Source organism: Nocardia brasiliensis ATCC 700358 (genome assembly GCF_000250675.2).
Lineage (GTDB): Bacteria > Actinomycetota > Actinomycetes > Mycobacteriales > Mycobacteriaceae > Nocardia > Nocardia brasiliensis_B.
This window is the reverse complement of record NC_018681.1, coordinates 554,842-577,962: the sequence shown is the minus strand read 5'-3', so window position 1 is coordinate 577,962 and position 23,121 is coordinate 554,842. Positions and strand designations below refer to the sequence as shown.

The following is a 23,121-nucleotide window of genomic DNA, read 5'->3' as shown; positions in this document are numbered from 1 at the left end:
CGGCTCCTTCTCGACTAGCTGTGGCTATGGCTATCTGGGTACTCGCGGCAGGTTCAGCCCGGCGGTGGCGACCAATTCGCGCATCACCTCGTTGACGCCGCCGCCGAAGGTCACCACCAGGTTCTGCTTGGTCCGCCGGTCCAGCCAGGTGAGCAGTTCCGCGGTGCCCGCGTCGGCCGGATCGCCGTAGCGCCCGACGATCTCCTCGGCGAGCCGACCGGCCTCCTGCAACGACTCGGTGGAGAAGACCTTGGTCGCCGAGGCGTCCGCGATCACACCGTTGGGGTCGGGATCCGCACTGGCCGAGGTCGCGGCCACCTGCCAGTTCAACAGCTCGTTCAACCGGACCATGGCATGGATGCGGCCCAGCGAACGGCGCACCTCGGTCTCGCCGAGCACCCCGCGCGGCTGCGCCCAGGCCCGCACCCGGTCGTAGAGTTGCTCGATCTTGCCGGACGGACCGAGGCCGACCCGCTCGTGATTGAGCTGCGTGGTGATCAACCGCCAGCCCTTGTTCTCCTCGCCCACCAGCATGTCGGCCGGCACCCGGACGTCGTCGAAGTAGGTGGCGTTGGTGTGGTGCGCGCCGTCGCAGGTGATGATGGGCGTCCACGAATAGCCGGGGTCGGTGGTGTCCGCGATCAGGATGGTGATGCCGCGGTGCCGCGACTCGACCGAGCCGGTGCGGCAGGCCAGCCAGATGTAGTCGGCCTCGTGCGCGCCGGTGGTGAAGATCTTCTGCCCGTTGACAATCCAGTCGCCCGAATCGTCGCGCACCGCAGCGGTGCGCAGCGAGGCCAGGTCCGTGCCCGCCTCGGGCTCGGAGTAACCGATCGCGAAATGAATGTCGCCGGAAAGGATTCCGGGCAGGAACTGGCTCTTCTGCGCCTCGGTGCCGAACTGCTGCAGGGTCGGGCCCACGGTCAGCAGCGTGACCAGCGGCAGCGGCACGTCCGCGCGCACCGCCTCGTTGTAGAAGATCTGCTGTTCGAGCGGGCCGAAACCCTGCCCGCCGTACTGTTTGGGCCAGCCGACGCCTAGCCAGCCGTCGCGGCCCATCCGGCGGACCACGGCGCGATAGGCGTCGCCGTGCCGGTTCACCGACATCGCCGCCTCTTCTTCAGGGGTGACGAGATCGGCGAAGTACGAACGCAATTCGTCGCGCAGCCGGCGTTGCTCGGTGGTCAGGTCGATGAACATCTGGCCCCCAATCGATCTAGTCGGAACGATGCGCCGCCGAGCCAGCGAGCGATGTCCTTGGCTTGTGAGTAGTAGCGGTGCATCGGGTGGGTGATGTCCACGCCGAGCCCGCCGTGCAGGTGATGACACTTCTGCATGGCGGCGGGCAGATCCGCGGCCACGCTGTAGGCGAGCACGTCGAGATCGTCGTCGATCCGTTCCTGATGCTCGGGGCTGGAATCATCCTGCGCCAGAGCCCAATTCGCCGATACGGCGGCCACATGCAGGGTGCGCGACACGACGTATAGGTCGGCGATCTGCTGGGCGACGGCCTGGAATTCGGCCAGCGGCCTGCCGAATTGCCGCCGGGTGCGCAGATGTTCGGCGGTGAGCACGAGCGCGCCCTTCAGCAGCCCGTCCGCGACGGCGCCGATCGAGGCGACGGCCAGCCGGTGCAGCTGCGCGAGGCCGCCCGGCAACAGCTGCTCCGCCGGGATCTCCACGCGATCGAGCCGCACGGTGCACTCCGGAATCCCGCCCGAGACCGGCGACGGCACCCGGATCACCCCCTTTGCCGCCGAATCGACAAGTGCGATACCGGAATTGGTCGGAATCAGGAGCCAGCGCGCCTGCTCCGCGTAGGGCACGGCGATCTTGTGACCGGTGATCCGCACCGAACCGCCCTCGACCACCGCCGCCGTCTCCGGCTTGACCGCGAACGGCGCGGCGGGCTCACTGAGCGCCGCGGTGAGCACCGCACCCTGCGCCACCTCGGGGAACACCCGCTCGGCGAGCGCGTCGGGCAGCAGCGACAGCAGCGGCAGCACGCCGAAACCCAGCGTCGGCAGGGCGGGCACCGCGACCGCGTCGGTCGCCAGCTCGGTGAGCAGCACCGACACCTCGGGCAGGCCCATGCCGTCGCCGCCGAACCGCTCCGGCAGCGCCACCGAGAGCAGCCCGCTCTCGACCAGACTCGGCCACAACGCGATATCCCGGGCCGGTTCGCGCTCCAATAAACTCACGACGACCTCGGCCACCGCGTCCTGACCTTCGTCCCTGGTGAAGTCCACGCTTTACTCCAGTTGACTCGTCGACTAGCTGCCGGCGTCGCGAGGTAGCCCGAGGATCCGCTCACCGGCCACGGTCAGCAAGATCTGTTCGGTACCCCCTGCGATCGATAAACAGCGTGTGAGCAGGAATTCTTTTACCACCTCGGCGTCGTGCGCACCGGTGGGACCTGCCGTCTCGGCAGCGAATTCCGCGACCGCCTGCCGATGCCGGACGCCGACGAGTTTGCGCACGCTGCTCTGTGCGCCGGGATCGCCGCCCGCGAGCATCGCGACCGCCGCCCGCTGCTCCAGCAGGAGCCCGGCGATCGCCTCGGCGACGAACCCGCCGAGCCGGTCGTTGGTCAGCTCCGCACCGGGGCCGGTGGCCGGAAGTTTCGCGATCAGTTCCTCGAGCGCGGGACCGATTCCGTTGCCGCCCATGGCGACCCGCTCGGTCGACAGGGTCGAGCGGGCGATCTTCCATCCGTTGTGCAGCGCGCCGACCAGTGCGTCGTCCGGCACGAAGACATCGTCGAGGAACACCTCGGTGAACCGGGCCTCGCCGGTGATCTGCACCAGCGGGCGCACCTCGACCCCCGCGCTGTGCATATCGACCAGGAAGTAGCTGATGCCGCGGTGTTTCGGGGCCTCGGGATCGGTGCGGGCCAGGCAGATACCCCAATTGGCCTTGTCGCCCAACGAAGTCCAGACCTTCTGGCCACGCAGCACCCAGCCGCCGTCCACCTGCTTCGCGGTGGTGCGCAACGCGGCCAGATCGGATCCGGCCTCGGGCTCGCTGAACAGCTGGCACCAGACCACCTCGCCGCGCAAGGTCGGCCAGGCGAACCGTTCGACCTGTTCCGGGCTGCCGTGCTGGAGCAGCGTCGGCACCGCCCAGCCGCCGATCGCCAGATCCGGCGCGGCGAGCCCGGCCCGGCGCAGTTCCTCCGAGATCAGCAGGCCGGTCATCGGATCGGCGCCACGCCCGAAGGGTTTCGGCCAGTGCGGCATGACCAGACCGGCCTCGACCATCGCGTCGCGTTGCCGGTCGGCGGGCAGCGCCGCGATCTGGGCCACCTCGGCGGCCAGTTCGCCGGCCCGATCGTCGTCCACGGTGGCCACGCCCTCGGCCGCGAAGACCCGGTCGGCCCCGGTGGTGCGCCGGTGCCCGGCGCGGGTCAACTCGGTCACCCGGGCGCGCCAGTGCGCCGAGCCACCGAGCAGTTGCCGCAGGGCCACCGCGCGACGCAGGTAGAGATGCGCGTCGTGCTCCCAGGTGAAGCCGATGCCGCCGAGCACCTGGATGCAGTCCTTGGCGGTCTCGACGGCCGCGTCCAAGGCGATCGCGGCGGCGATCGCGGCCGCGATCGGCAGCTCCGCGCCGCCCTCGTCCACCGCGGCGGCGGCGTCGGCGGCCACCGCGCGGATCAGTTCGGTCCGGCAGAGCATCCACGCGCAGATGTGCTTGACCGCCTGGAACGAGCCGATCTTGCGACCGAATTGCGCCCGCACCTTGGCGTATTCGACCGCGGTGGTCAGGCACCAGCCGGCCAGCCCGGCCAGTTCGGCAGCGGCCAGCACCACCAGCAGATCCTCGACCGCGTGGGCCGGGGTGAATATTTGTTCGGCGGGCACCCGCACGTCGGCGCAGTGCACCCGCGCCAGCGGCGTGCTCAGGTCGAGCGGCGCGAGCGGTTCCACGCGCAGGCCGTCGGCGTCCGGCGGCACCAGCACCCAGCGCCGCCCGCTCGGGGTCGAAACCGGAAGCAACACGGCGGTTTCCGGTGCCGCGCCGAGTACCGCGTCCCAGGAACCGGTGAGCGACAACGCGTCCGCGGCGGCGGGTACAGTGACCTCCGCGCCGACAAGGACGTCCAGCGCGACACCGCACGGTTGCCGCTCGTCGAGCCGCCCCGCGGTGATCAGATTGGCCAGCGCCGTACTCAGCACCGGCCCGCCGACCAGATCGTGCGCGGCCTGCTCGAGCAGCACGGCCAGGTCGGCCACCGAACCGCCGGCACCGCCCGCGTCCTCGGCGACGGCGACCCGGAAGATGCCGAGCTCGGCGAGACCGGGCCAATACGCGCGCCAGAAGGCGCTCGGATCGGTCCGCATTGTTGCAATCGGACGGGCCGATCCGGCCCATCCGCGCATCGACTCCTGGACGGCTTTATGCTCGTCAGTGGTGGCGATGGTCACACTCCGTACCGCCTTCCCGGCGTGACTCCCACACCTAGAACATGTTCTAATATCCTAGCTGTGCGGAAGTCAAGAGACGACCGCGGAGCCCGAACCGCCGCCCAGGCCAGTACCGAAATGACGTTTCCGGAAAGGACTCCTATCCATGGCCAGCCCCTCCCGATCGCAGCCGACCGACTCGAGTCCGGCGCCGGTCGCCACGCTGAGTGAGGACGAGCTGAGTTCGGCCGCGCAGCGGGAACGCCGCAAGCGGATTCTGGACGCGACCCTGGCACTGGCCTCCAAGGGCGGATACGACGCGGTGCAGATGCGCGCGGTGGCCGAACGCGCCGATGTCGCAGTCGGGACGCTCTACCGGTACTTCCCCTCGAAAGTGCACCTGCTGGTGTCCGCGCTCTCGCGCGAGTTCGAGCAGATCGAGAGCAAGCGCAAGCCGCTTGCCGGGCAGTCACCGCAGGAGCGCATGCACCTGCTGCTCACCCAGATCACCCGGATGATGCAGCGCGACCCGCTGCTCACCGAGGCGATGACCCGCGCGTTCATGTTCGCCGACGCGTCCGCGGCCGCCGAGGTCGATCGGGTCGGCAAGGTGATGGACCGGCTGTTCGCCCGCGCCATGAACGACGGCGAACCCACCGACCGCCAGCTCGCCATCGCCCGGGTGATCAGCGACGTCTGGTTGTCGAACCTGGTGGCCTGGCTGACCCGGCGCGCCTCGGCGACCGACGTGACCGAGCGCCTCGAGCTCACCGTCGATCTGCTGCTCGGCGAGAACTCCTAGTTCCCCGCACTGGGAAATTTCGGCGCGCTGCGCGACATCGCCCAGCACCGGACAGCCGACGCATATCCGGCAAAAATCCGGACCGTCGGCCTGCTCGTGTGGAAAATCACACCCGAAAACGACGCACCGCCGGAACTCCGCAACGGTGCCCGTTCGCCGTCGCGGTCTGCGGGTTAGCGCGAGTTTTGCGGGAGCCGTGCCCGAGCCACGGCGCGTCCGCGTGATCGCAGCGCATGCGTCGCGGTCATCGATCGCCGCCGTTCGGACCCGAATCCCGGCGGCGGCGAGCGAGATCGGCCCGACGCGCGGAAAATCAGACACAACGCACGCATAGCGGCGGGCGTCGGTGCGGCGAATTCAACCCAGTATTGTTCTGCCCGCCCCTGAAAAAACTCCTCCGATCACTAGGTTGGATGCGTGAGCGCACAGGATTTGCCACTGGAACTTCGTCGTGCACTGTCGACGGTCGCGCGCGTGCCACGACTCTTGGTCGCCTCGGACTACGACGGGACGCTTGCGCCCATCGTGTCCGACCCGGCCAAGGCGTTTCCGCACCGGGAATCGGTGAGCGCGTTACGCGCGCTCGCCGGGCTCACCGGTACGACCGCGGCGGTCATCTCCGGCCGTGCACTGCGCGACCTCGCGGCGCTCTCGCGCCTGCCGGTCGAAGTGCAGCTGATCGGTAGCCACGGCTCGGAATTCGACGTGGGCTTCGTGCACGCGATCGACAACGACGCCAAACACTTACTGCAAGAGGTGCAGACGGCGCTGACCCAGGTCGCCGCCGAGAACCCGGGCGTGACGGTCGAGATCAAACCGGCCAGCGTCGCATTGCACGTGCGCAACGCGAGCCCGGAGATCGGGCACCGGGCGCTGACCCAGGTCAGACAGGGCCCTGCCTGCTGGTTCGGTGTGCAGGTGACCGAGGGCAAGGCCGTCATCGAGCTGGCCGTGGTGCAGACCGACAAGGGCACCGCCCTCGACACCATCCGCCACCAGCACGGCGCGTCCGCCGCGGTGTTCCTCGGCGACGACGTCACCGACGAGAAGGCCTTCCGCGTACTGTCCGGCCCCGATCTCGGCATCAAGGTCGGCGAGGGCGAGAGCCTGGCCAAGTACCGCGTCGAGAGCACCGAGGACGTGTCGTGCGCACTGGCCTTCCTACTCGAGGAGCGGCGCACCTGGCTGGCCGGCGCGAGCGCGCCCCGGATCGAGCGGCTGACCATGCTGGCCAGCCCCCGCTCGGTGGCGCTGCTGACCCCCGACGCCACGGTCACCTGGTTCTGTCACCCCGAACCGGATTCGGCCGCGGTGTTCGCGCATCTGCTCGGCGGTCCGCAGGCCGGTCACTTCACCATCGAGCCGGAACGCGCGGGCCTGCCGCTCTCGCAGCGCTATATCGACAGCACCATGACCGTCGAAACCCGCTGGGCGAGTTTGCAAGTGGTCGACTATCTGCCGCATGACGTGGCGCCGACCCGGACCGACCTCACCCGGGTGATCACCGGCGACGCGCGCGCGGTGGTGACCTTCGCGCCGCGGCCGGAATTCGGCCAGGTGCCGGTGACCATCGAGGCGGACGCGAACGGGCTGCGGGTGCTCGGCACCAACGATCCGATGGTGCTGCGCTCCCCCGGCCTGGAGTGGCAGATCGTCAGCGACGGCACGCACGACTCCGCGCGCGCCGTGGTCGATCCGTCGCAGGGCCCGATCGTGCTCGAGATGCGCTGTGGCACCTCCGATCTCGGCCCCGCGCAGACCGCGGAGCTGGAACGCAGGCGCGCCGCGGAGGGCTACTGGTCGCAGTGGGCGGGCACGCTGGACCTGCCCTCGCTGAAGCCGGATCTGATGAAACGTTCGGCACTGACGCTGCGCGGGCTCGTGCACGCGCCGTCGGGTTCCATCCTGGCCGCGGCGACCACCTCGCTGCCGGAAGACATCGGCGGCGTGCGCAACTGGGACTACCGCTACTGCTGGCTGCGCGATGCCTCGCTCACCGCGCAGGCGCTGGTCTCGCTCGGCTCGCTCGGCGAGGCCGAGGAGTTCCTCGACTGGGTGCACCGCGTGCTGGAGACGCTGCCCGGTCCGGAACGGCTGCACCCGCTGTACACCCTGTACGGCGAGACACTGCCGCCGGAAGCCGTGATCGATCAGCTGCCGGGGTACGCGGGCTCGCGCCCGGTGCGCGTCGGCAACGCGGCCAACATGCAGGTGCAGTTGGACGTGTTCGGCCCGATCGTCGATCTCATCGCGAGCCTGGCACACGCACGTGAACTCAAGGGCATCACCGACCCGGCCCGCGCGCTGCCCGACGCGGACTGGGAACTGGTGCGCGCCATGGTTTCCGCGGTGCAGCGGCGCTGGCAGGAACCCGACCACGGCATCTGGGAGATCCGCGGCAACCCGCGCCATCACGTGTACTCGAAGGTGATGGGCTGGATGACCATCGATCGCGCGCTGACGCTGGCCCAGAAGTTCGGCCGCGAGGTCGATCCGGCCTGGGCGGTGCTGCGCGAGACCATCGCCGACGAGGTGAAGACCAAGGGCTGGAACGACGAGGTGCAGTCGTTCACCGCCGCCTACGACGGCACCGACCTGGACGCGGCCACCCTGCACATCGGGTTGAGCGGACTGATCGATCCGTCCGATCCGCGCTTCGCCGCGACCGTGGTCGCGACCGAAGCCGAATTGCGCAGCGGCTCAACGGTGTACCGGTACCACCACGACGACGGCCTGCCCGGCGGCGAGGGCGGCTTCCACCTCTGCGCGGCCTGGCTGGTCGAGGCGTACCTGCTGATCGGCAAGCGTTCGGACGCCGAGGCGCTGTTCGCCCAGCTGGTCGACGTGGCCGGACCGACGGGACTGCTCAGCGAGGAATACGATCCGGTTGCCGAGCGTTCGCTCGGTAATCACCCGCAGGCCTACAGCCACCTCGGTCTGCTGCGGTGTGCGCAGTTGCTCGGGCAGCCGGTGGAGGCCCTCGTTTAACCGGTCCTTCGTGGCTTTTCCGGGCCCGTCGGCCGCCGTCAGCGCACGGCAGTCGGCGGGCCCGGCTCGTGTCGGCGGCGCGCAGTTGCTAAAGTGAAACAGAAACCATTTCCATTAAGCTGCGCTGTATCACCCGCTCGAGTGCGTCACCAGCTGTTATGCGTTCCAGGAGTGCCGCGTGAAGACCCGACTCGCCCGCAGACTCGCAGGTATCGCCGTCGGAGTGGCCACCGCGGTCACGCTCACCGCCTGCGGCGGCACCGAGGATTCCGGCACACCGTCGGTCATCGCCTCCACCAATGCCTGGGGCAATATCGCCACCGCGATCGCCGGACCGGACGCTAAGGTCGAATCGCTGATCAGCGACCCGACCGCGGACCCGCACTCGCACGAGACCTCCGCCGTGGAATCGGCGAAACTCAGCGACGCCGACCTGATCGTCTACAACGGCGGCGGCTACGACGAATTCGCGGAGAAGGCCGTCGCGGGCAAGAGCAAGCGCACGGTGGACGCCTTCGCCCTGCGCGCCGACCAGAGCGACGAGAACGAGCACGTCTTCTACGACCTGAAGACGGTCGGGCTGGTGGCCGACAAGATCGCGACCGAACTGGGCGCGCTGGATCCGGACCACGCGCCGGGGTACACCGAGCGGGCCACCGCCTTCAAGGACAAGCTCGGCGCGATCGTCGCGATCGCCGCCAAGGTCGCCGCCGAACACCCGAAAACGCCTGTGCTGCAGACCGAACCGCTCGCGCACTACCTGTTGCTGACCGCAGGAGCCGAGGACCGGACGCCGCACGAGTTCCAGGAGGCGATCGAGCAGGAGACCGACCCCGCGCCCGCCGCGGTGGCCGCTACCCGGGAACTGTTGACCGGCAAGCAGGTTCGCGCGCTGATCTACAACGTGCAGACCCAGGACAAGATCACCAAGGAGCTGCGCTCGATCGCCCAGTCCGCGGGCGTTCCCGTCGTCGAGGTGACCGAAACCCTGCCGGACGGAGTGGATTACATTCAGTGGCAGACCAAGAACGCCGAAGCGCTTGCCGCGGCGTTGCGTTGACCACCACCGCCATGCCTCAGGGAGCCGCGCTGACCGAACACACCGAACCGGCGCGGGCGACCGCGAACGACGTCTCGGCGGTGCGGCTCGACGGCGCCCGCCTGTCGTACGGCGACCGGACACTCTGGCAGGACCTGGATCTGGCGGTGGCTGCCGGTGAATTCGTCGCCGTCCTGGGCCCCAACGGATCGGGCAAGACCTCGCTGCTGAAGGTCCTGCTCGGCCAGCAGGGACTCAGCGCGGGCACCGCCGCGATCGCGGGCGCGCCCGCGCGCACCGGCAATCCCGATATCGGCTATGTGCCGCAACAGAAGACGATCGACGCCGGGGTGCAGCTGCGCGGGGTCGACCTGGTCGGGCTCGGCGTGGACGGGCACCGCTGGGGCCTCGGGCTCCGGTCGCGCGCCGAACGCAAGCGCAAGGTGGCCGCCGCGATCGCCGACGTCGGCGCGCAGCGGTTCGCGCACGCGCCGCTGGAGACGATGTCCGGTGGTGAACAGCAGCGGCTACGGGTGGCGCAGGCACTGGTCGGCGACCCGAAGGTGCTGTTGTGTGACGAGCCGCTGCTCAGCCTGGATCTGGCGAACCAGCGACTGGTCGCGGAGCTGATCGACAAACGCCGCCGCAGCCACGACACCGCGGTGCTTTTCGTTACCCACGAGATCAATCCCATTCTGCCGCTGGTCGATCGGGTGCTGTACCTGGTGGACGGCAAGTTCCGGGTCGGTACGCCGGACGAGGTGATGACCTCCGCGGTGCTGTCGGAGCTGTACCAAACGGAGGTGGATGTGCTGCGCGTGCGGGGGCGGCTGGTGGTCGTCGGCACCGGGGACACGATGGATGCGCTCGGCAGCGCAGGCGCGCACTGCCACGGCGAGGCCGGTGCCGATATCGGCTCGGGCACAGCGGTTTCCGACTCTGACGCAACCGGGGTCCGCTCGTGATCGACAAGCTGTCCGGCGTCTTGTCGAAGATGTTCGACTTCGGCACCACCGCGAACCTGCTCTCCTACGACTTCGTGCAGCAGGCGGTGCTCGCCGCCGCGCTGCTGGGTCTGCTCTCCGGCGTGATCGGTCCGCTGATCATCAGCAGGCAGATGTCGTTCGCGGTGCACGGCACCAGCGAGCTGTCGCTGACCGGCGCCGCGGCGGCGCTGCTCGCCGGGATCGGCGTCGGAGTCGGCGCGATCGCCGGCTCGGTGGTCGCGGCGGTGCTCTTCGGCTTGCTCGGAACCCGTGCGCGCGAACGCGATTCGGTGATCGCGGTGGTGCTGTCGTTCGGGCTCGGCCTGTCCGTGCTGTTCCTCTGGCTCGGCCCCGACCGTGCCGGATCGAAGTTCTCGCTGCTCACCGGGCAGGTCGTCAGCGTGGGCAACGGCGGCCTCGGCCTGCTGGCCGCCTGCACCGTCGGCGTGCTCGCGGTGCTCGCGATCGTCTACCGCCCTTTGCTTTTCGCCAGTTCGGACCCGGAGGTCGCGGTGGCGCGCGGCGTGCCGGTCCGCGCGTTGTCCATCGTGTTCGCGGTACTGCTGGGCATCACCGCGGCGTTCGGCGTCCAGATCGTCGGCGCGCTACTGGTACTCGCACTCCTGATCACGCCCGCCGCCGCAGCGGCGCAACTGACCGCCGACCCGGTCCGGGCGACGGTGCTGGCCGTGGTCTTCGCCGAACTCGCGGCGGTGGGCGGCATCCTGCTCTCGCTGGCCCCCGGCGTCCCGGTCTCCACCTTCGTCACCACGATCTCGTTCCTGATCTACGTGATCTGCCGAGTCGTCGGCACCCGCCGCCGCGCGCTGGCCCGCGTCCGCTGACCTTCCCCGCACCCTTCCGTCTTCTCACACCCGCTACGGCAGGTCGGAGCGGGTGCGGGAGCGCGCAAAGGGTGCGGCGGTGGAAATATGGCCGGAGATCTCTACGCGTACGCGCCGCGCGGTGCCTACGTTCGGGTGACGGCCCCGGCCGGCGGCCGCCCACCCATTGAGGGCGGGTGCCTTCAGTCGCTCTAGCTGGGTTTCGTATGCTCGAACGCACGCACCCCCGAACGATTGGTGACCAACGATGATCGACTTCTCGATTCCCGCCGAGCTCGCCGCCGAACGCGATCGGGTTCGCCGGTTCGTCATCGACAAGATCGTTCCGTTCGAGCGCGATCCGCGCCTGACCGCGCACGGGCCGACCGACGAACTGCGGCAGGAATTGGTCGAACTCGCGCGGGCCGAGAAGTTGCTGACCGTGCAGGCGCCGGAAGCGCTCGGCGGCCGCGGGCTCAGCCACATCGAGCAGGCGGTGCTCTACGAGGCCGCGGGCTGGTCGACCCTCGGCCCGATCGCGATGAACTGCGCGGCGCCCGACGAGGGCAATATGTTCCTGCTGTCCAAGGTCGCGAACCCGGACCAGGTAGAGCGCTACCTCGCGCCGGTGGTCGCCGGACATCAGCGGTCGGTGTTCGCGATGACCGAGCCGGACGGCGCGGGCTCGGACCCGGCACAGCTGGCCACCACCGCGACGTTCGACGGCGAGAACTTCACCCTCGACGGCCGCAAGTGGCTGATCACCGGGGCCAACGGCGCCAAAACGTGGATCATCATGGCCCGGCTCGCCGAGAACCCGCACCTGCCCGCGGGACCGACCCTGTTCCTCACCGACGGCGATCAGCCGGGCATCGTGATCGAACGCACCATGAACACGATGGACCGCAACTACGTCGCCGGGCACGGCGTGGTCCGCTTCGACAACCTCACGCTGCCGAAATCGGCGCTGCTCGGCGAGGCCGGGCAGGCCCTGCGCTACGCCCAGCTGCGGCTGGCCCCGGCCCGGCTCACGCACTGCATGCGCTGGCTGGGCGCGGCCGAACGCGCGCAGAGCATCGCGGTCGAGCACGCGCGCACCCGGACCGCGTTCGGCAAGCCGATCGGCGAGCACGAGGGTGTGTCGTTCATGTTGGCGGACAACGAGGTCGCGCTGCACCAGTGCCGGCTCACCATCTGGCACGCCTGCTGGCTGATGGATCAGGGCGAGAAGGCGCGGCACGAGAGCTCGATCGCCAAATCGTTCGTCTCCGAGGAACTCTTCAAGGTCGCCGACCGGTGCGTGCAGGTCTTGGGCGGGATCGGCATCAGCGACGAGACCGTGGTCGAGATGATCTTCCGGGACATCCGCGCCTTCCGGCTCTACGACGGCCCGACCGAAGTCCACAAATACGCCATCGGTCGCAAGGTGCTGCGCACGGTCCAGTAGCCGGGAATCGACCTGCTCGCCAAATTGAACAGAGCTAACATCGCTGGCATGAGTTCGGAATTGCTCGTCGATGTCTCCGGCGGCATCGCCGTGCTCACGCTCAACAGACCCGCTCAGCAGAACGCCTTCACTCCCGCGATGGCCGACGAACTGAGCGCCGCGCTACAGCGATGCGACGCCGAAGACGCCATTCGCGCCGTCGTGATCACCGGCACCCCGCCCGCCTTCTGCGCGGGCGCGGATCTGTCGAGTCGCGTCGGCGACGTGAGTGCGACCATCGACCCGCCGCCGTGGCGGGTGCGCAAACCGGTGATCGCCGCGGTGAACGGCCACGCGGTCGGCCTCGGCCTGGCTCTCGCGCTGCAATGCGATCTGCGCTACATGGCCCGCGATGCCGTCTACGGGCTCAACCAGGTGCGGCGCGGCGTGCTCGCCGACGGCTACGCGCACTGGACCCTGCCGCGGTTGATCGGCATGGCGAACGCCGCGGACATCATGCTGACCGGGCGCACCTTCGACGGTGACGAAGCCAAGGCGATGGGCCTGACCAACGCCTGCCTGCCCGGCGGCGAGGTGCTGCCGATGGCGCTGGCCGTCGCGCACGACATCGCCAACGGGTCCGCGCCGCTGCCGGTGGCGATGTCCAAGCGGCTGCTCTGGGAAGGGCTCGGTATGAGCCCGGCCGTGGTCGGGCAACTGGAGTCCGACCTCAACCAGCACGTCGGCAAGAGCATCGACGGCGACGAGGCGATGGCCGCGTTCAAAGAACGCCGCCAGCCGAAATGGACCGGCAGCATCAGCACGGAATGGCCGGCCTGGGACGAGCGACCGGACCAGGAACGGCCGAGCCTGGACTGAGGCTTAAGCGTTGCCGCCCAGCAGGATCAGCAGGAACAGGATGGCGAAGATGATCATCAGGATGGTGCCGATGATCCCGAGGATGTACCCGACCATCACCTGAACGCGGCCGCCGTAGGCGCCGTGCGACTGCTCGATCTGATCCAGTGCGCGCTTGCCCATCGCCCACGCCACCGGGCCGAGCACGCCACAGCAGAACACGCTGGCCGCCCCGAGTGCGAGCACCGCCGTCGCGTTCGGATGCTCGACCGGGTTGCCGATCGGCTGATTGGGTATCACCACGAGCCGAATTCTACGGGGCCGTCGGACAAGTGCGCGGCTATTGCCGGTTGCGGTGCGCCACCGGGTGTTTCGCCGTTACGGGCCCCGAAGCCGCCGCGACCCCGCCGATCAGCGACGCCGCAGAACCGCTCAGGAGCGCCGCTGGCGGGCGATCTCGGCGAGCACGACGCCCGCGGCCACCGAGGCGTTCAGCGACTCGACCGGACCCGCCATGGGGATGCCGAGGATGGCGTCGCAGTTCTCGCGTACCAGCCGGGACAGGCCCTTACCCTCCGAGCCGACCACGATGACGGTCGGTTCGCGGCCGTCGAAATCGTCGAGGGTGGTGTCGCCGCCCGCGTCGAGACCGACCACCTGGATCCCCTGGGCGGCCCAATCCTTCAGCGTGCGAGTCAGATTCGTGGCCCGGGCGACCGGCAGCCGGGCCGCGGCGCCCGCACTCGTGCGCCAGGCGACCGCGGTGACGCTCGCGCTGCGCCGCTGCGGAATCAGCACGCCCTGACCGCCGAACGCGGCGACCGAGCGGATCACCGCGCCGAGATTGCGCGGGTCCGAGATGTTGTCCAGTGCGACGAGCAGCGCGGGCTCCGCCGAATTGCGCACCTGGTCCAGCAGATCGTCGGGATGGCTGTACCGGTACGGCGGCACCTGCAAGGCCAGGCCCTGATGCATTCCGTTGGCGCTCAACCGATCCAGATCGGTGCGCGGCACCTCCAGGATGGAGATGCCCGCGTCGGCGGCCAGCTTCACGCTCTCGGTCAGCCGCTCGTCGTTCTCGGTGCCGACCGCCACGTACAGGGCCGCGGCGGGCACGCCCGCACGCAGACACTCGACTACCGGGTTGCGGCCGAGCACCATCTCCGGGCCGTCGTCGTTCTTGCGACCGGCCGGACGTCCCGGGCCGCCGCCGCGCGGCCCGCCACGACCCGCCGCGGCCGCCTTCGCGGCAGCGGCGGCCCGCTTGGCGGCGGGATGCTTGGTACGCGCCTCGGCGGGCGGGGTCGCACCGCGCCCCTCCAGCCCGCGCCTGCGCTTACCACCGGAGCCGACGACGGCGCCCTTCTTCGTGCCGCCCTTGCGGATCGCACCACGGCGCTGCGAATTGCCTGCCATCAGTCGGCCTTTCCAGGTTGTTGCGCGTCCGGCGGCGAGTGCTGCGCAGCGGCAAGGGCCCACTCGGGACCGTTCGGTGTGTCGGTGACCTCGATTCCGGCTGCCTGCAATCGATCGCGGGCGGCGTCGGCACTCGCCCAATCCTTCGCTGCTCGCGCCTGCTGGCGGCGGTCGAGCTCGGCGCGCACCAGCACGTCCAGCGCGCCGATCGCCGCCGATGAGTCGCGCGGGGTGAACCAGTGCGGATCCAACGGGTCGACACCCAGGATACCGAGCATCGCGCGCAGCTGTCCGGCCAGGTCCCGCGCGCTGTCCACGGCGCCGGACTCCAGCGCCTTGTTGCCCTCGTGCACCACCCGGTGGATCTCGGCCAGCGCCTTCGGCACGGCGAGATCGTCATCGATGGCGGCGGCGAACGCGTCGGTCCACTTGCCGACCGGGATATCGCCCGCGCGATCGGTGGTGCGATGCACGAACGCCTCGATGCGCTGATAGGTCTGGGCCGCGTCGTGCAGCGCCTTGTCCGAGTACTCCAGCATCGACCGGTAGTGCGCGCTGCCGAGGTAGAACCGGAGTTCCACGGCGCGAACCTGTTTGAGCACGTTCGGCACCGAGAGCACGTTGCCCAGGGACTTGGACATCTTCTCGCCGCCCAGCGTCACCCAGCCGTTGTGCAGCCAGTAGTTCGCGAACCCGTCGCCCGCGGCCTTGGATTGGGCGATCTCGTTCTCGTGATGCGGGAAAACGAGATCCATTCCGCCGCAATGGATGTCGAACTCAGAGCCGAGATAGAACTCGGCCATCGCGGAGCATTCCAGGTGCCAGCCGGGGCGGCCGGGCCCCCACGGCGACGGCCAAGTCGGTTCACCGGGCTTCGCGGCCTTCCACAGGGTGAAGTCGCGTGGGTCACGCTTGCCCTCGCCCGCGCTCTCGCCTTGGTGCACGTCGTCGAGCCGGTGCCCGGACAGGCTGCCGTATTCGGGGTAGCTCTGCACGTCGAAGTAGACGTTGCCCGCGGAGGCGTAGGCGTGCCCGCGCTCGATGAGGCGCTGCATCATGTCGACCATCTGCGTGATGTGGCCGGTGGCCCGCGGCTCGACCGAGGGCGGCAGCACGCCGAGGGTCTCGTAGGCGTTGTCGAAGGCGCGCTCGTAGGTCGCGGCCCACTCCCACCACGGCCGGCCCGCCTCGGCGGCCTTGTTGAGAATCTTGTCCTCGATATCGGTGACATTGCGGATGAACCACACGTCGTAGTCGTGCGCGAGGAGCCAGCGGCGCAGCACGTCGAAGGCGACGCCGCTGCGCACATGGCCGATGTGCGGCTCGCCCTGCACGGTGGCGCCACACAGGTACACCGAGGCACGGCCAGGGACCAGGGGCGCGAATTCGCGCGTGGTCCGCGTGTCGGTGTCAAAGAGGCGCAATGTCACGGCGTTCGATCCTAGCTGGTAGACAAGCCTGTACACGGACCCGGCTCAGGTCCGCCGGAGCGGGGTCAGCGACAGGCTTGTAGCAGGGCGGTTGCTATCGCGGCAACGCCCTCGCCGCGGCCGGTGAGGCCGAGTCCGTCGGTGGTGGTGCCCGATACCGAGACCGGCGCACCGAGTAGTTCGCCGAGCACCTGCTGGGCCTCGGCTCGACGCGGGCCGATCTTCGGCCGATTGCCGATCACCTGCACCGCCGCGTTGACGATCTCGAAACCGGCCTCGCCGAGCAGCCTGCGCACTTCCTTCAGCATGGCGGCGCCGGAGACGCCCGCCCATTCCGGGCGGCCGGTGCCGAAGACCGCGCCGACATCGCCGAGCCCGGCGGCGGAGAGCAGTGCGTCGCAGAGCGCGTGCGCGGCGACATCGCCGTCGGAGTGCCCGGCGCAGCCGTCATCGCCCTCGAAGTGCAGGCCCGCCATCCAGCAGGGGCGGCCCGATTCGATCGGGTGCACGTCGCTACCGATGCCGACCCGCATGCCGTCGGTCATCGCGCGACCGCCCGGGGACGGTCCGCACCGTCGAGCACGGCGTGCGCGAGCACCAGATCGAGCGGCGTGGTGATCTTGAAAGCCAGCGGATCGCCGGGGATGGTGCGCACCTGGGTGCCGAGCAGTTCGACCAGCCCGGCGTCGTCGGTGGCTTGCACGCCCTCGGACAGATAGGCCGAGCGCAACAGCTCGCCCGCGAAGCCCTGCGGCGTCTGGATGGCGCGCAGTTGCGCACGATCGGGGGTACCGGTGACCGCGCCCGCGGCATCGACCGACTTGATCGTGTCGGCGACCGGCAACGCGGGAACGACGGCGAGATGGCCGGCGCGCAACTCGGCAGCGACCCGGGCGATCAGCCCGGGTGGCGTGAGTGCGCGCGCGGCATCGTGCACCAGGTAGTAAGCGGCCTCGGGTGCGGCGGCGAGGCCGGCTCGCACCGAATCGATGCGCTCGGCGCCGCCGACGACCACGTGTACCGAATCCGAGGGCGGCAGCAGGGCAACGGCGCTCTCGACGAATTCGGCGGGAACCATAACGATGATCCGGTCGACCGCGCCGGAGGCCAGGAGACCTTCGACGGCGAGCCGGACCATAGGGCTGCCGCCGACCGGGACGAACGCTTTGGGTGTGGCTTCACCCAGGCGGACGCCGCGACCGGCGGCAGGCACCAAAGCAACGACGGTTCCGTCGGTGAGACGAGCACCGTTGTCGAATGTGTTCACGGTCAGGAAGCCGCGGCGAGGACCTCGTCGAGCAGCGTCTCGGCCTTGCCGTCATCGGTGCCCTCGGCAAGCGCGAGTTCACCGACGAGGATTTGCCGGGCCTTGGCGAGCATGCGCTTCTCGCCGGCGGACAGCCCGCGATCCTGCTCCCGACGCCACAGGTCACGAACGACCTCGGCCACCTTGTTCACATCGCCGGAGGCGAGCTTCTCCAGGTTGGCCTTGTAGCGGCGGGACCAGTTGGTCGGCTCCTCGGTGTGCGGCGCGCGCAGAACCTGGAAGACTCGATCGAGACCCTCCTGGCCGACGACGTCACGTACGCCGACGTATTCGGCGTTCTCAGCGGGAACCCGAACAGTCAGATCGCCCTGGGCGACCTTCAGGACCAGATACTCTTTTTGTTCACCCTTGATGGTGCGAGTCTCTATAGCTTCGATCAGCGCCGCTCCGTGGTGGGGGTAAACGACGGTGTCTCCGACCTTAAAAATCATGTGTCCCGTGCCCCTTTCGATGTTCACAGTTTAACATGCGACTCGGTAACGGCGCGATCAACCATGCAGGTCAGGGCCACAACGAGGCAACCTCAGGGCTTGACAAGACCCGGTCGGTGTGCATTATGTTGTGCCAGAACGGGTTAACTCCCCGCATTGTGCCCGCGCTCAGCCGCGAACATCGCTGGCAGCACGTCCGCAACCGGTCGGCACTCGATCGAGTTGTTACCAACCGCCCGCGAGTCGCGAGCCCCGGGTCCCGGTCCGCCGGACGAACTACTACGCTCCCTAGTTATTAACTCCCTAGCGGAGTGAGCCCGGTCGACATGGAGGGACAACCCGTGACTGCCCTGAAAGCTGTGACCGCCTTGCAAAAGGTGCGCCGTCGCATGGTGCCGGTTGCCGCACTCGCCGCCGGAGCGGCGATTGCACTGACCGGCTGTAGCGCGGGTCAGATCTCACAGACCGCGGACCAGGTGGCCGCGATCAACGGCAACCACGCGGACATCGGCAAGATCGCGCTGCGCAACGTGCACATCGTGTTCCCCGCGCACGGCTCCGAGTACACGAACGCCAAGGGCGGCAAGGCGCTCATCGCGCTGTCCATCGTCAACAACAGCCCGTCCGTGCCCGACGAGCTGACCAGCATCAGCACCGACCTGGGCACGGTGAAGATCACGCCGGCGGCCGGTCAGTCGACGGTGGCGCTCGCCCCGCAGCAGACCGTGGTCGCGGCCGCCGCCGCGCCGAGCGCGCACGGCGCACCGGCCGGTGATACGCACGCGGCGCCCGCCACGGCCAAGCCGACCACCTCGGGCGCGCCGAGCAGCACGCCCGCGCCGGCGGATGCGCACGGCACCGGTGAGCACGCGACCGAGCCCGCCGTCTCCGACGATCCGGCGGCCAAGCCGATCCTGATCGAGATCACCAACCTGAGCAAGGACATCGGTCCGGGGCTCACCTACACCGTCACGTTCAACTTCAAGCAGAACGGGACCGTCCAGGTGCAGGTGCCGGTGGACGCGGGCGTCGTGACCGAGCGGCACGAATCGGACAAGTCCGGCCCGGCCGAGGCCGAGCACAAGGGCGGCGGGCACTAAAAAAGCCGTCCAGACCCCCTGACGAAACGGCTGTCGCACCCAACGGTGCGGCGGCCGTTCGCATTCCGCGGTGCGGCCACGGCACGGCTCCCCCGGCGTCGGCTGCCGCCGTTGTCGGAGGCGATCCGTATGGTGCGCATGTGGCCAAGACCAAGTCGATCTTCCGGTGCTCCGCCTGCACGCACGAGGTCGCCAAGTGGGTGGGCAAATGCCCCGACTGCGGCGCCTGGGGCACGATCGACGAGGTGGCCGTCGCGGCGACCGGCGCGGGCGCGCCCGCCCGGCGCGCGATGCTGCCGAGTACCGCCGCCGCCCCCATCTCCAGCATCGATTCGCAGATCACCAAGGCCCGTCCGACCGGCGTGAGCGAGCTCGACCGGGTGCTCGGCGGCGGCGTGGTGCCGGGCTCGGTGGTGCTGTTGTCCGGCGAGCCGGGGGTCGGCAAGTCGACGCTGCTGCTCGAGGTCGCGCACCGCTGGGCCCGCCAGCACGACGCGCGCTCGCTGTATGTCACCGCGGAGGAGTCGGCGGGCCAGGTCCGCCTGCGCGCCGACCGCACCGGCGCGGTGCACGAAAGGGTCTATCTCGCAGCGGAATCCGATCTCTCCGTGCTGCTCGGTCACGTGGAACAGGTGCGCCCCACCCTGCTCGTGGTCGACTCGGTGCAGACCATGCTCGCGCCGGAGGTGGACGGCGTGATCGGCGGCGTCACCCAGGTCCGCGCGGTGACCGCGGCGCTGACCTCGCTGGCCAAGGCCAGCGGCATCACCGTGCTGCTGGTCGGGCACGTCACGAAGGACGGCAATGTCGCGGGCCCGCGCACGCTGGAACACCTCGTCGACGTGGTGTTGCAGTTCGAGGGCGACAAGAACTCGACGCTGCGCATGGTGCGCGGCATCAAGAACCGCTTCGGCAGCGCCGACGAGGTCGGCTGTTTCGAGCTGCACGAGGACGGCATCGCCTGTGTCGACGATCCGTCCGGCCTGTTCCTGCACCACCGCACCGATTCGGTGCCTGGCACCGCCGTGACGGTGGCGATGGACGGCAAGCGACCCTTGGTCGCGGAGGTGCAGGGCCTGACCGTGGAGACCGAGATCCCGAACCCGCGGCGCGCGGTGAGCGGCCTCGACTACAACCGGGTCGCCATGGTGCTCGCCGTGCTGCAGAGCCGGGGCAAGGTGTTCATCGGCAAGTCCGACGTCTACGCGGCCACCGTCGGCGGCATGCGGCTGCTGGAGCCCGCCGCCGATCTGGCCATCGCGCTGGCCATCGCGAGCGCCAACTCCGAGGTGGCGATTCCGGCGGGCTGGGTGATCCTCGGCGAGGTCGGTCTGGCCGGTGAGGTGCGCAAGGTGACCGGGCTGGAACGCAGGCTGGCCGAGGCGGAGCGCCTCGGTTTCACCACCGCCCTGGTGCCGCCCGGCTACGCACCGCTGAAACGGGGCGGCATGAAGATCCACGAGGTCGCCGACGTGCGCGCGGCCATCCGGATCACCGGCACCCGCAAGAAGCGGGAGAAGCCGGAGCCGAAGGAGACCGCCCCCGACTTCTAAGCGGGCGTCAGGTTGAACGGCTCGGGCGAGCTGTGCAGCGACCCGAACTGGGCCACCACCTGGTAGGCGCCCGCCGGAACCGGCACCCGCTCGCCCACACAACCCTGCTGCGAGGTCGTGCCCGACCAGCGCACCGTGAACAGCGCCTGCTCACCGGGCTTGAGGTTGCGCGCGTTCGACTCGTCGACCGGGGAACAGTCCGAACTGGTCCAGAACCGGCGCTGGCCGTCCAGGGACAGCACCGAGGCCTGGATCTGCGCCGAGTTCATGTCCCGCTGGCACTGCGTGCTGGAGATGTTGGTGATGACCATGCGGAAGTTCGGCTGCTCGCCGACCCGATACGTCGGCTGGTCCACGCTGATCTTGATCGCCAGCGACTGGTCGGGGCACTGGCCCGCGGCGGGTTCGTTCGACGCGGGCGCCGCACTGGTCGAGGGCGGCGCGCTGGATTCGGCGCTGCCGGACGGTTTCGGCGTCGAGGGGTCCGCGGTTTTGCTCGGCACCGAGGTGGACGAGCCGGCCGCGACGGGCTTCGAGTCACCGGGCGAGTCGCCGCCGCGGGATACCGTGAGCACCAGCCAGATCACCAGCGCCAACGCCACGACCAAGGCCCCGATCGCCAACGCGCGACGACGCCAATAGATCTCCGGTGGCAGCGGTCCATTCGGTTCCAGCACGCCTCAACGGTAAGGGCACGGTCGGGCGCAACGACTCAGGGCCGCGGCGTGTCGGCCCGGACCCGGCCGGAGTGCCGGGTGAATTCCGGGCCGCACGCTGCGGCGACGTGGGTCGGGACGGCGGCCGGGAGCTAGGCGAGTTCGCCGATGTTGCCGACGACGCGGTGCAGTTTCACCTTGCCCTCGGCGAGTTTGTATGTGACACAGGCGATCGCGAGTTCGCCGGCCGCAATGCGCTGGGAGATGATCATCGACCGCTGCATGAGCAGCTTGCTGGTTTCCACCACGTGCCTGGCCTCCATCTCGTCGACGGAGGAAAGGCCTTCGCGGCGGCCGACCAGGATCGACGGCGTGACCCGCTCGACGACGCTGCGGATGAACCCGCCGGGCACCTCACCGCCGTCCAGTGCGTCGATGGTGGCCTTCACCGCGCCACAGCTGTCGTGCCCGAGCACCACGATCAGCGGCACGTCCAGGACCTGGACGCCGTACTCGATCGAGCCGAGCACGGAACTGTCGACCACGTGGCCCGCGGTGCGCACCACGAACATGTCGCCGAGTCCCTGGTCGAAGATCAGCTCGGCCGCGACCCGGGAGTCGCCACAGCCGAACAGGATCGCGGACGGGTGCTGGCCGCTGACGAGCTTGGCTCGGTCGGCCGCCCCCTGACTAGGATGCAGCAGCGTGCCGGTGACGAAGCGATCGTTGCCTTCTCGCAAAGACTTCCAGGCACTGATCGGATTTGAATCAGGCATACCGACCATTGTGCACAACGCTTGTGTTACCAGCGAGTTCGATTGGTTACAGATCGGCTAACACCGACCGGCGACAGTAAGACAGGAATCGTGAGGAAAGCCCCGAACAGTATCGATGCGGACGTGTTGCTGGACTGGTACCAGGAAACCGCGCGGGATCTGCCGTGGCGCCGGGCGGGCGTCACCGCCTGGCAGATCCTGATGAGCGAGATCATGTTGCAGCAGACCCCCGTGGTCCGGGTCGAACCGATCTGGCGGGAGTGGGTGGCACGCTGGCCGGTCCCGTCGGCGATGGCGGCGTCCTCGCAGGCCGAGGTGTTGCGGGCGTGGGGCAAGCTCGGCTATCCCCGGCGCGCGCTGCGGTTGCACGAGTGCGCGCGGGTGCTCGCCGCCGAACACGGTGACGTGGTCCCCGCCGACGTCGAGGTGCTGCTGGGGCTGCCCGGCATCGGCGCCTACACCGCCCGGGCGGTCGCGTGCTTCGCCTACGGGCAGCGGGTTCCGGTGGTGGACACCAATGTCCGGCGGGTGGTCGCGCGGGCCGTGCACGGTCGCGCCGAGGCCGGCAACCCCTCCTCACGCGATCTGCCCGAGACCGAGGCCCTGCTGCCGCAGCAGATCGACCGGGCGGCGGTGTTCTCGGCGGCGCTGATGGAACTCGGGGCCGTGGTGTGCACCGCCCGTACCCCCGACTGCGCCCGCTGCCCCTTACCGGCCTGCGCCTGGGTGAGCGCGGGCCGCCCGGTCTCCGAGGTGGTCCGGCGCACGCAGAAATACGAGGGCACCGACCGTCAGGCCCGCGGTCGCCTGCTCGATGTCCTGCGCGACGCCACCGGGCCGGTCGAACAGGTCCGGCTCGACCTGGCCTGGCCGCGCGATCCGGGCCAGCGCGCTCGCGCCCTGGACTCTCTGCTCGTCGACGGTCTCGTCGAACAGACCGCCGACGGGCTGTTCGCACTGGCGGGCGAGGGCGGCGTCTGAGCCGCACAACGCTGGCCCGACGCACGCCCTCCGGCTGCGGGCGACTTCCTGAACCGCACCCCGCTGACCCGACGCACGCCCTCCGGCTGCGGGCGACTTCCTGAGCCGCACCCCGCTGACCC

At 69.5% G+C, this 23,121-nt stretch carries 21 protein-coding genes; 10 read left to right on the top strand and 11 right to left on the bottom strand.

The annotated features are described in order from the left end of the window. Positions 1-30: 30 nt before the first annotated feature. The 3 genes from O3I_RS02570 to O3I_RS02560 are packed head-to-tail and all read right to left on the bottom strand — an operon-like array spanning position 31 to position 4,427. Positions 31-1,200: an acyl-CoA dehydrogenase family protein gene (locus O3I_RS02570; protein ID WP_014981330.1), complete on the bottom strand. Its 1,170-nt coding sequence runs from the start codon at positions 1,198-1,200 to the stop codon at positions 31-33. Then, positions 1,185-2,249 carry an acyl-CoA dehydrogenase family protein gene (locus O3I_RS02565; RefSeq protein WP_014981329.1) on the bottom strand — a complete coding sequence of 355 codons (1,065 nt, stop codon included), beginning with the start codon at positions 2,247-2,249 and terminating at the stop codon, positions 1,185-1,187. The genes O3I_RS02570 and O3I_RS02565 overlap by 16 nt, the downstream gene beginning before the upstream one ends. Positions 2,250-2,273: 24 nt before the next feature. Continuing rightward, a complete protein-coding gene (locus O3I_RS02560) occupies positions 2,274-4,427 on the bottom strand; it encodes an acyl-CoA dehydrogenase (protein WP_041562369.1) in 2,154 nt (717 codons plus the stop codon). A gap of 145 nt (positions 4,428-4,572) precedes the next feature. On the opposite strand from O3I_RS02560, the gene kstR reads away from it, so the two are divergent. From kstR to O3I_RS02525, 7 genes are all read left to right on the top strand, one after another. Further along, on the top strand, positions 4,573-5,208 hold the full coding sequence (gene kstR / locus O3I_RS02555) for a cholesterol catabolism transcriptional regulator KstR (RefSeq protein ID WP_014981327.1): 636 nt from the start codon (positions 4,573-4,575) through the stop codon (positions 5,206-5,208). A gap of 417 nt (positions 5,209-5,625) precedes the next feature. Beyond that, the gene (gene otsB / locus O3I_RS02550; RefSeq protein ID WP_014981326.1) at positions 5,626-8,196 is read left to right on the top strand and encodes a trehalose-phosphatase; all 2,571 of its coding nucleotides are present in this window, start codon (positions 5,626-5,628) and stop codon (positions 8,194-8,196) included. Between the two features lie 178 nt (positions 8,197-8,374). Next, entirely contained in the window at positions 8,375-9,256 is an 882-nt protein-coding gene (locus tag O3I_RS02545; RefSeq protein ID WP_014981325.1) for a metal ABC transporter solute-binding protein, Zn/Mn family, read from the top strand. An 11-nt stretch (positions 9,257-9,267) separates the two neighbouring features. Then, on the top strand, positions 9,268-10,200 hold the full coding sequence (locus O3I_RS02540; protein WP_051066880.1) for a metal ABC transporter ATP-binding protein: 933 nt from the start codon (positions 9,268-9,270) through the stop codon (positions 10,198-10,200). 29 nt (positions 10,201-10,229) lie between these two features. Continuing rightward, positions 10,230-11,066, top strand: a complete 837-nt coding sequence (locus O3I_RS02535; RefSeq protein ID WP_086006258.1) for a metal ABC transporter permease — start codon at positions 10,230-10,232, stop codon at positions 11,064-11,066. Between the two features lie 247 nt (positions 11,067-11,313). Further along, on the top strand, positions 11,314-12,492 hold the full coding sequence (locus O3I_RS02530) for an acyl-CoA dehydrogenase family protein (RefSeq protein ID WP_014981322.1): 1,179 nt from the start codon (positions 11,314-11,316) through the stop codon (positions 12,490-12,492). A gap of 48 nt (positions 12,493-12,540) precedes the next feature. Then, on the top strand, positions 12,541-13,350 hold the full coding sequence (locus O3I_RS02525) for an enoyl-CoA hydratase/isomerase family protein (protein ID WP_014981321.1): 810 nt from the start codon (positions 12,541-12,543) through the stop codon (positions 13,348-13,350). Positions 13,351-13,353: 3 nt separating this feature from the next. Here O3I_RS02525 and O3I_RS02520 read toward each other — a convergent pair whose 3' ends face one another. The 6 genes from O3I_RS02520 to carD all read right to left on the bottom strand — a co-directional run bounded on the left by O3I_RS02520 (position 13,354) and on the right by carD (position 17,933). After that, entirely contained in the window at positions 13,354-13,632 is a 279-nt protein-coding gene (locus O3I_RS02520) for a DUF4190 domain-containing protein (protein ID WP_014981320.1), read from the bottom strand. Positions 13,633-13,761: 129 nt separating this feature from the next. Further along, entirely contained in the window at positions 13,762-14,745 is a 984-nt protein-coding gene (gene rlmB / locus O3I_RS02515; protein ID WP_014981319.1) for a 23S rRNA (guanosine(2251)-2'-O)-methyltransferase RlmB, read from the bottom strand. Further along, complete coding sequence (gene cysS, locus O3I_RS02510; RefSeq protein ID WP_014981318.1) at positions 14,745-16,175, bottom strand: cysteine--tRNA ligase; 1,431 nt, start codon at positions 16,173-16,175, stop codon at positions 14,745-14,747. The genes rlmB and cysS overlap by 1 nt, the downstream gene beginning before the upstream one ends. Before the next feature lie 65 nt (positions 16,176-16,240). After that, entirely contained in the window at positions 16,241-16,708 is a 468-nt protein-coding gene (gene ispF, locus O3I_RS02505; RefSeq protein WP_041563325.1) for a 2-C-methyl-D-erythritol 2,4-cyclodiphosphate synthase, read from the bottom strand. A gap of 8 nt (positions 16,709-16,716) precedes the next feature. Further along, positions 16,717-17,442 carry a 2-C-methyl-D-erythritol 4-phosphate cytidylyltransferase gene (gene ispD / locus O3I_RS02500; protein ID WP_014981316.1) on the bottom strand — a complete coding sequence of 242 codons (726 nt, stop codon included), beginning with the start codon at positions 17,440-17,442 and terminating at the stop codon, positions 16,717-16,719. Positions 17,443-17,444: 2 nt separating this feature from the next. Further along, positions 17,445-17,933, bottom strand: coding sequence for an RNA polymerase-binding transcription factor CarD (carD, locus tag O3I_RS02495; protein WP_011206964.1), 489 nt, complete (start codon positions 17,931-17,933; stop codon positions 17,445-17,447). Between the two features lie 359 nt (positions 17,934-18,292). Between carD and O3I_RS02490 the strand changes: the two genes are divergently transcribed. After that, positions 18,293-19,033 (top strand): hypothetical protein, encoded by a 741-nt coding sequence (locus O3I_RS02490; protein ID WP_041562368.1) that lies wholly within the window; start codon positions 18,293-18,295, stop codon positions 19,031-19,033. Positions 19,034-19,173: 140 nt separating this feature from the next. Beyond that, positions 19,174-20,586, top strand: coding sequence for a DNA repair protein RadA (gene radA, locus O3I_RS02485; protein WP_014981314.1), 1,413 nt, complete (start codon positions 19,174-19,176; stop codon positions 20,584-20,586). Here radA and O3I_RS02480 read toward each other — a convergent pair. Together O3I_RS02480 and O3I_RS02475 are read right to left on the bottom strand one after the other, a co-directional pair. Continuing rightward, entirely contained in the window at positions 20,583-21,263 is a 681-nt protein-coding gene (locus tag O3I_RS02480) for a hypothetical protein (protein WP_041562367.1), read from the bottom strand. The two genes, radA and O3I_RS02480, sit on opposite strands and share 4 nt — an antisense overlap. A 131-nt stretch (positions 21,264-21,394) precedes the next feature. After that, complete coding sequence (locus O3I_RS02475; protein ID WP_014981311.1) at positions 21,395-22,018, bottom strand: carbonic anhydrase; 624 nt, start codon at positions 22,016-22,018, stop codon at positions 21,395-21,397. Between the two features lie 90 nt (positions 22,019-22,108). Here O3I_RS02475 and O3I_RS02470 point away from each other — a divergent pair, with 90 nt between their 5' ends. Beyond that, positions 22,109-22,999, top strand: coding sequence for an A/G-specific adenine glycosylase (locus tag O3I_RS02470; RefSeq protein WP_014981310.1), 891 nt, complete (start codon positions 22,109-22,111; stop codon positions 22,997-22,999). Positions 23,000-23,121 lie beyond the last annotated feature (122 nt).

What these genes read in the sequence shown, in the direction of transcription:
- O3I_RS02530 (WP_014981322.1), top strand. Translation starts at nt 11,314, where the DNA reads ATGATCGACTTCTCGATTCCCGCCGAGCTCGCCGCCGAACGCGATCGG.
- O3I_RS02540 (WP_051066880.1), top strand. Translation starts at nt 9,268, where the DNA reads ATGCCTCAGGGAGCCGCGCTGACCGAACACACCGAACCGGCGCGGGCG.
- O3I_RS02570 (WP_014981330.1), bottom strand. Translation starts at nt 1,200, where the DNA reads ATGTTCATCGACCTGACCACCGAGCAACGCCGGCTGCGCGACGAATTG.
- O3I_RS02475 (WP_014981311.1), bottom strand. Translation starts at nt 22,018, where the DNA reads ATGCCTGATTCAAATCCGATCAGTGCCTGGAAGTCTTTGCGAGAAGGC.
- carD (WP_011206964.1), bottom strand. Translation starts at nt 17,933, where the DNA reads ATGATTTTTAAGGTCGGAGACACCGTCGTTTACCCCCACCACGGAGCG.
- O3I_RS02535 (WP_086006258.1), top strand. Translation starts at nt 10,230, where the DNA reads ATGTTCGACTTCGGCACCACCGCGAACCTGCTCTCCTACGACTTCGTG.
- O3I_RS02525 (WP_014981321.1), top strand. Translation starts at nt 12,541, where the DNA reads ATGAGTTCGGAATTGCTCGTCGATGTCTCCGGCGGCATCGCCGTGCTC.
- rlmB (WP_014981319.1), bottom strand. Translation starts at nt 14,745, where the DNA reads ATGGCAGGCAATTCGCAGCGCCGTGGTGCGATCCGCAAGGGCGGCACG.
- kstR (WP_014981327.1), top strand. Translation starts at nt 4,573, where the DNA reads ATGGCCAGCCCCTCCCGATCGCAGCCGACCGACTCGAGTCCGGCGCCG.
- ispF (WP_041563325.1), bottom strand. Translation starts at nt 16,708, where the DNA reads ATGCGGGTCGGCATCGGTAGCGACGTGCACCCGATCGAATCGGGCCGC.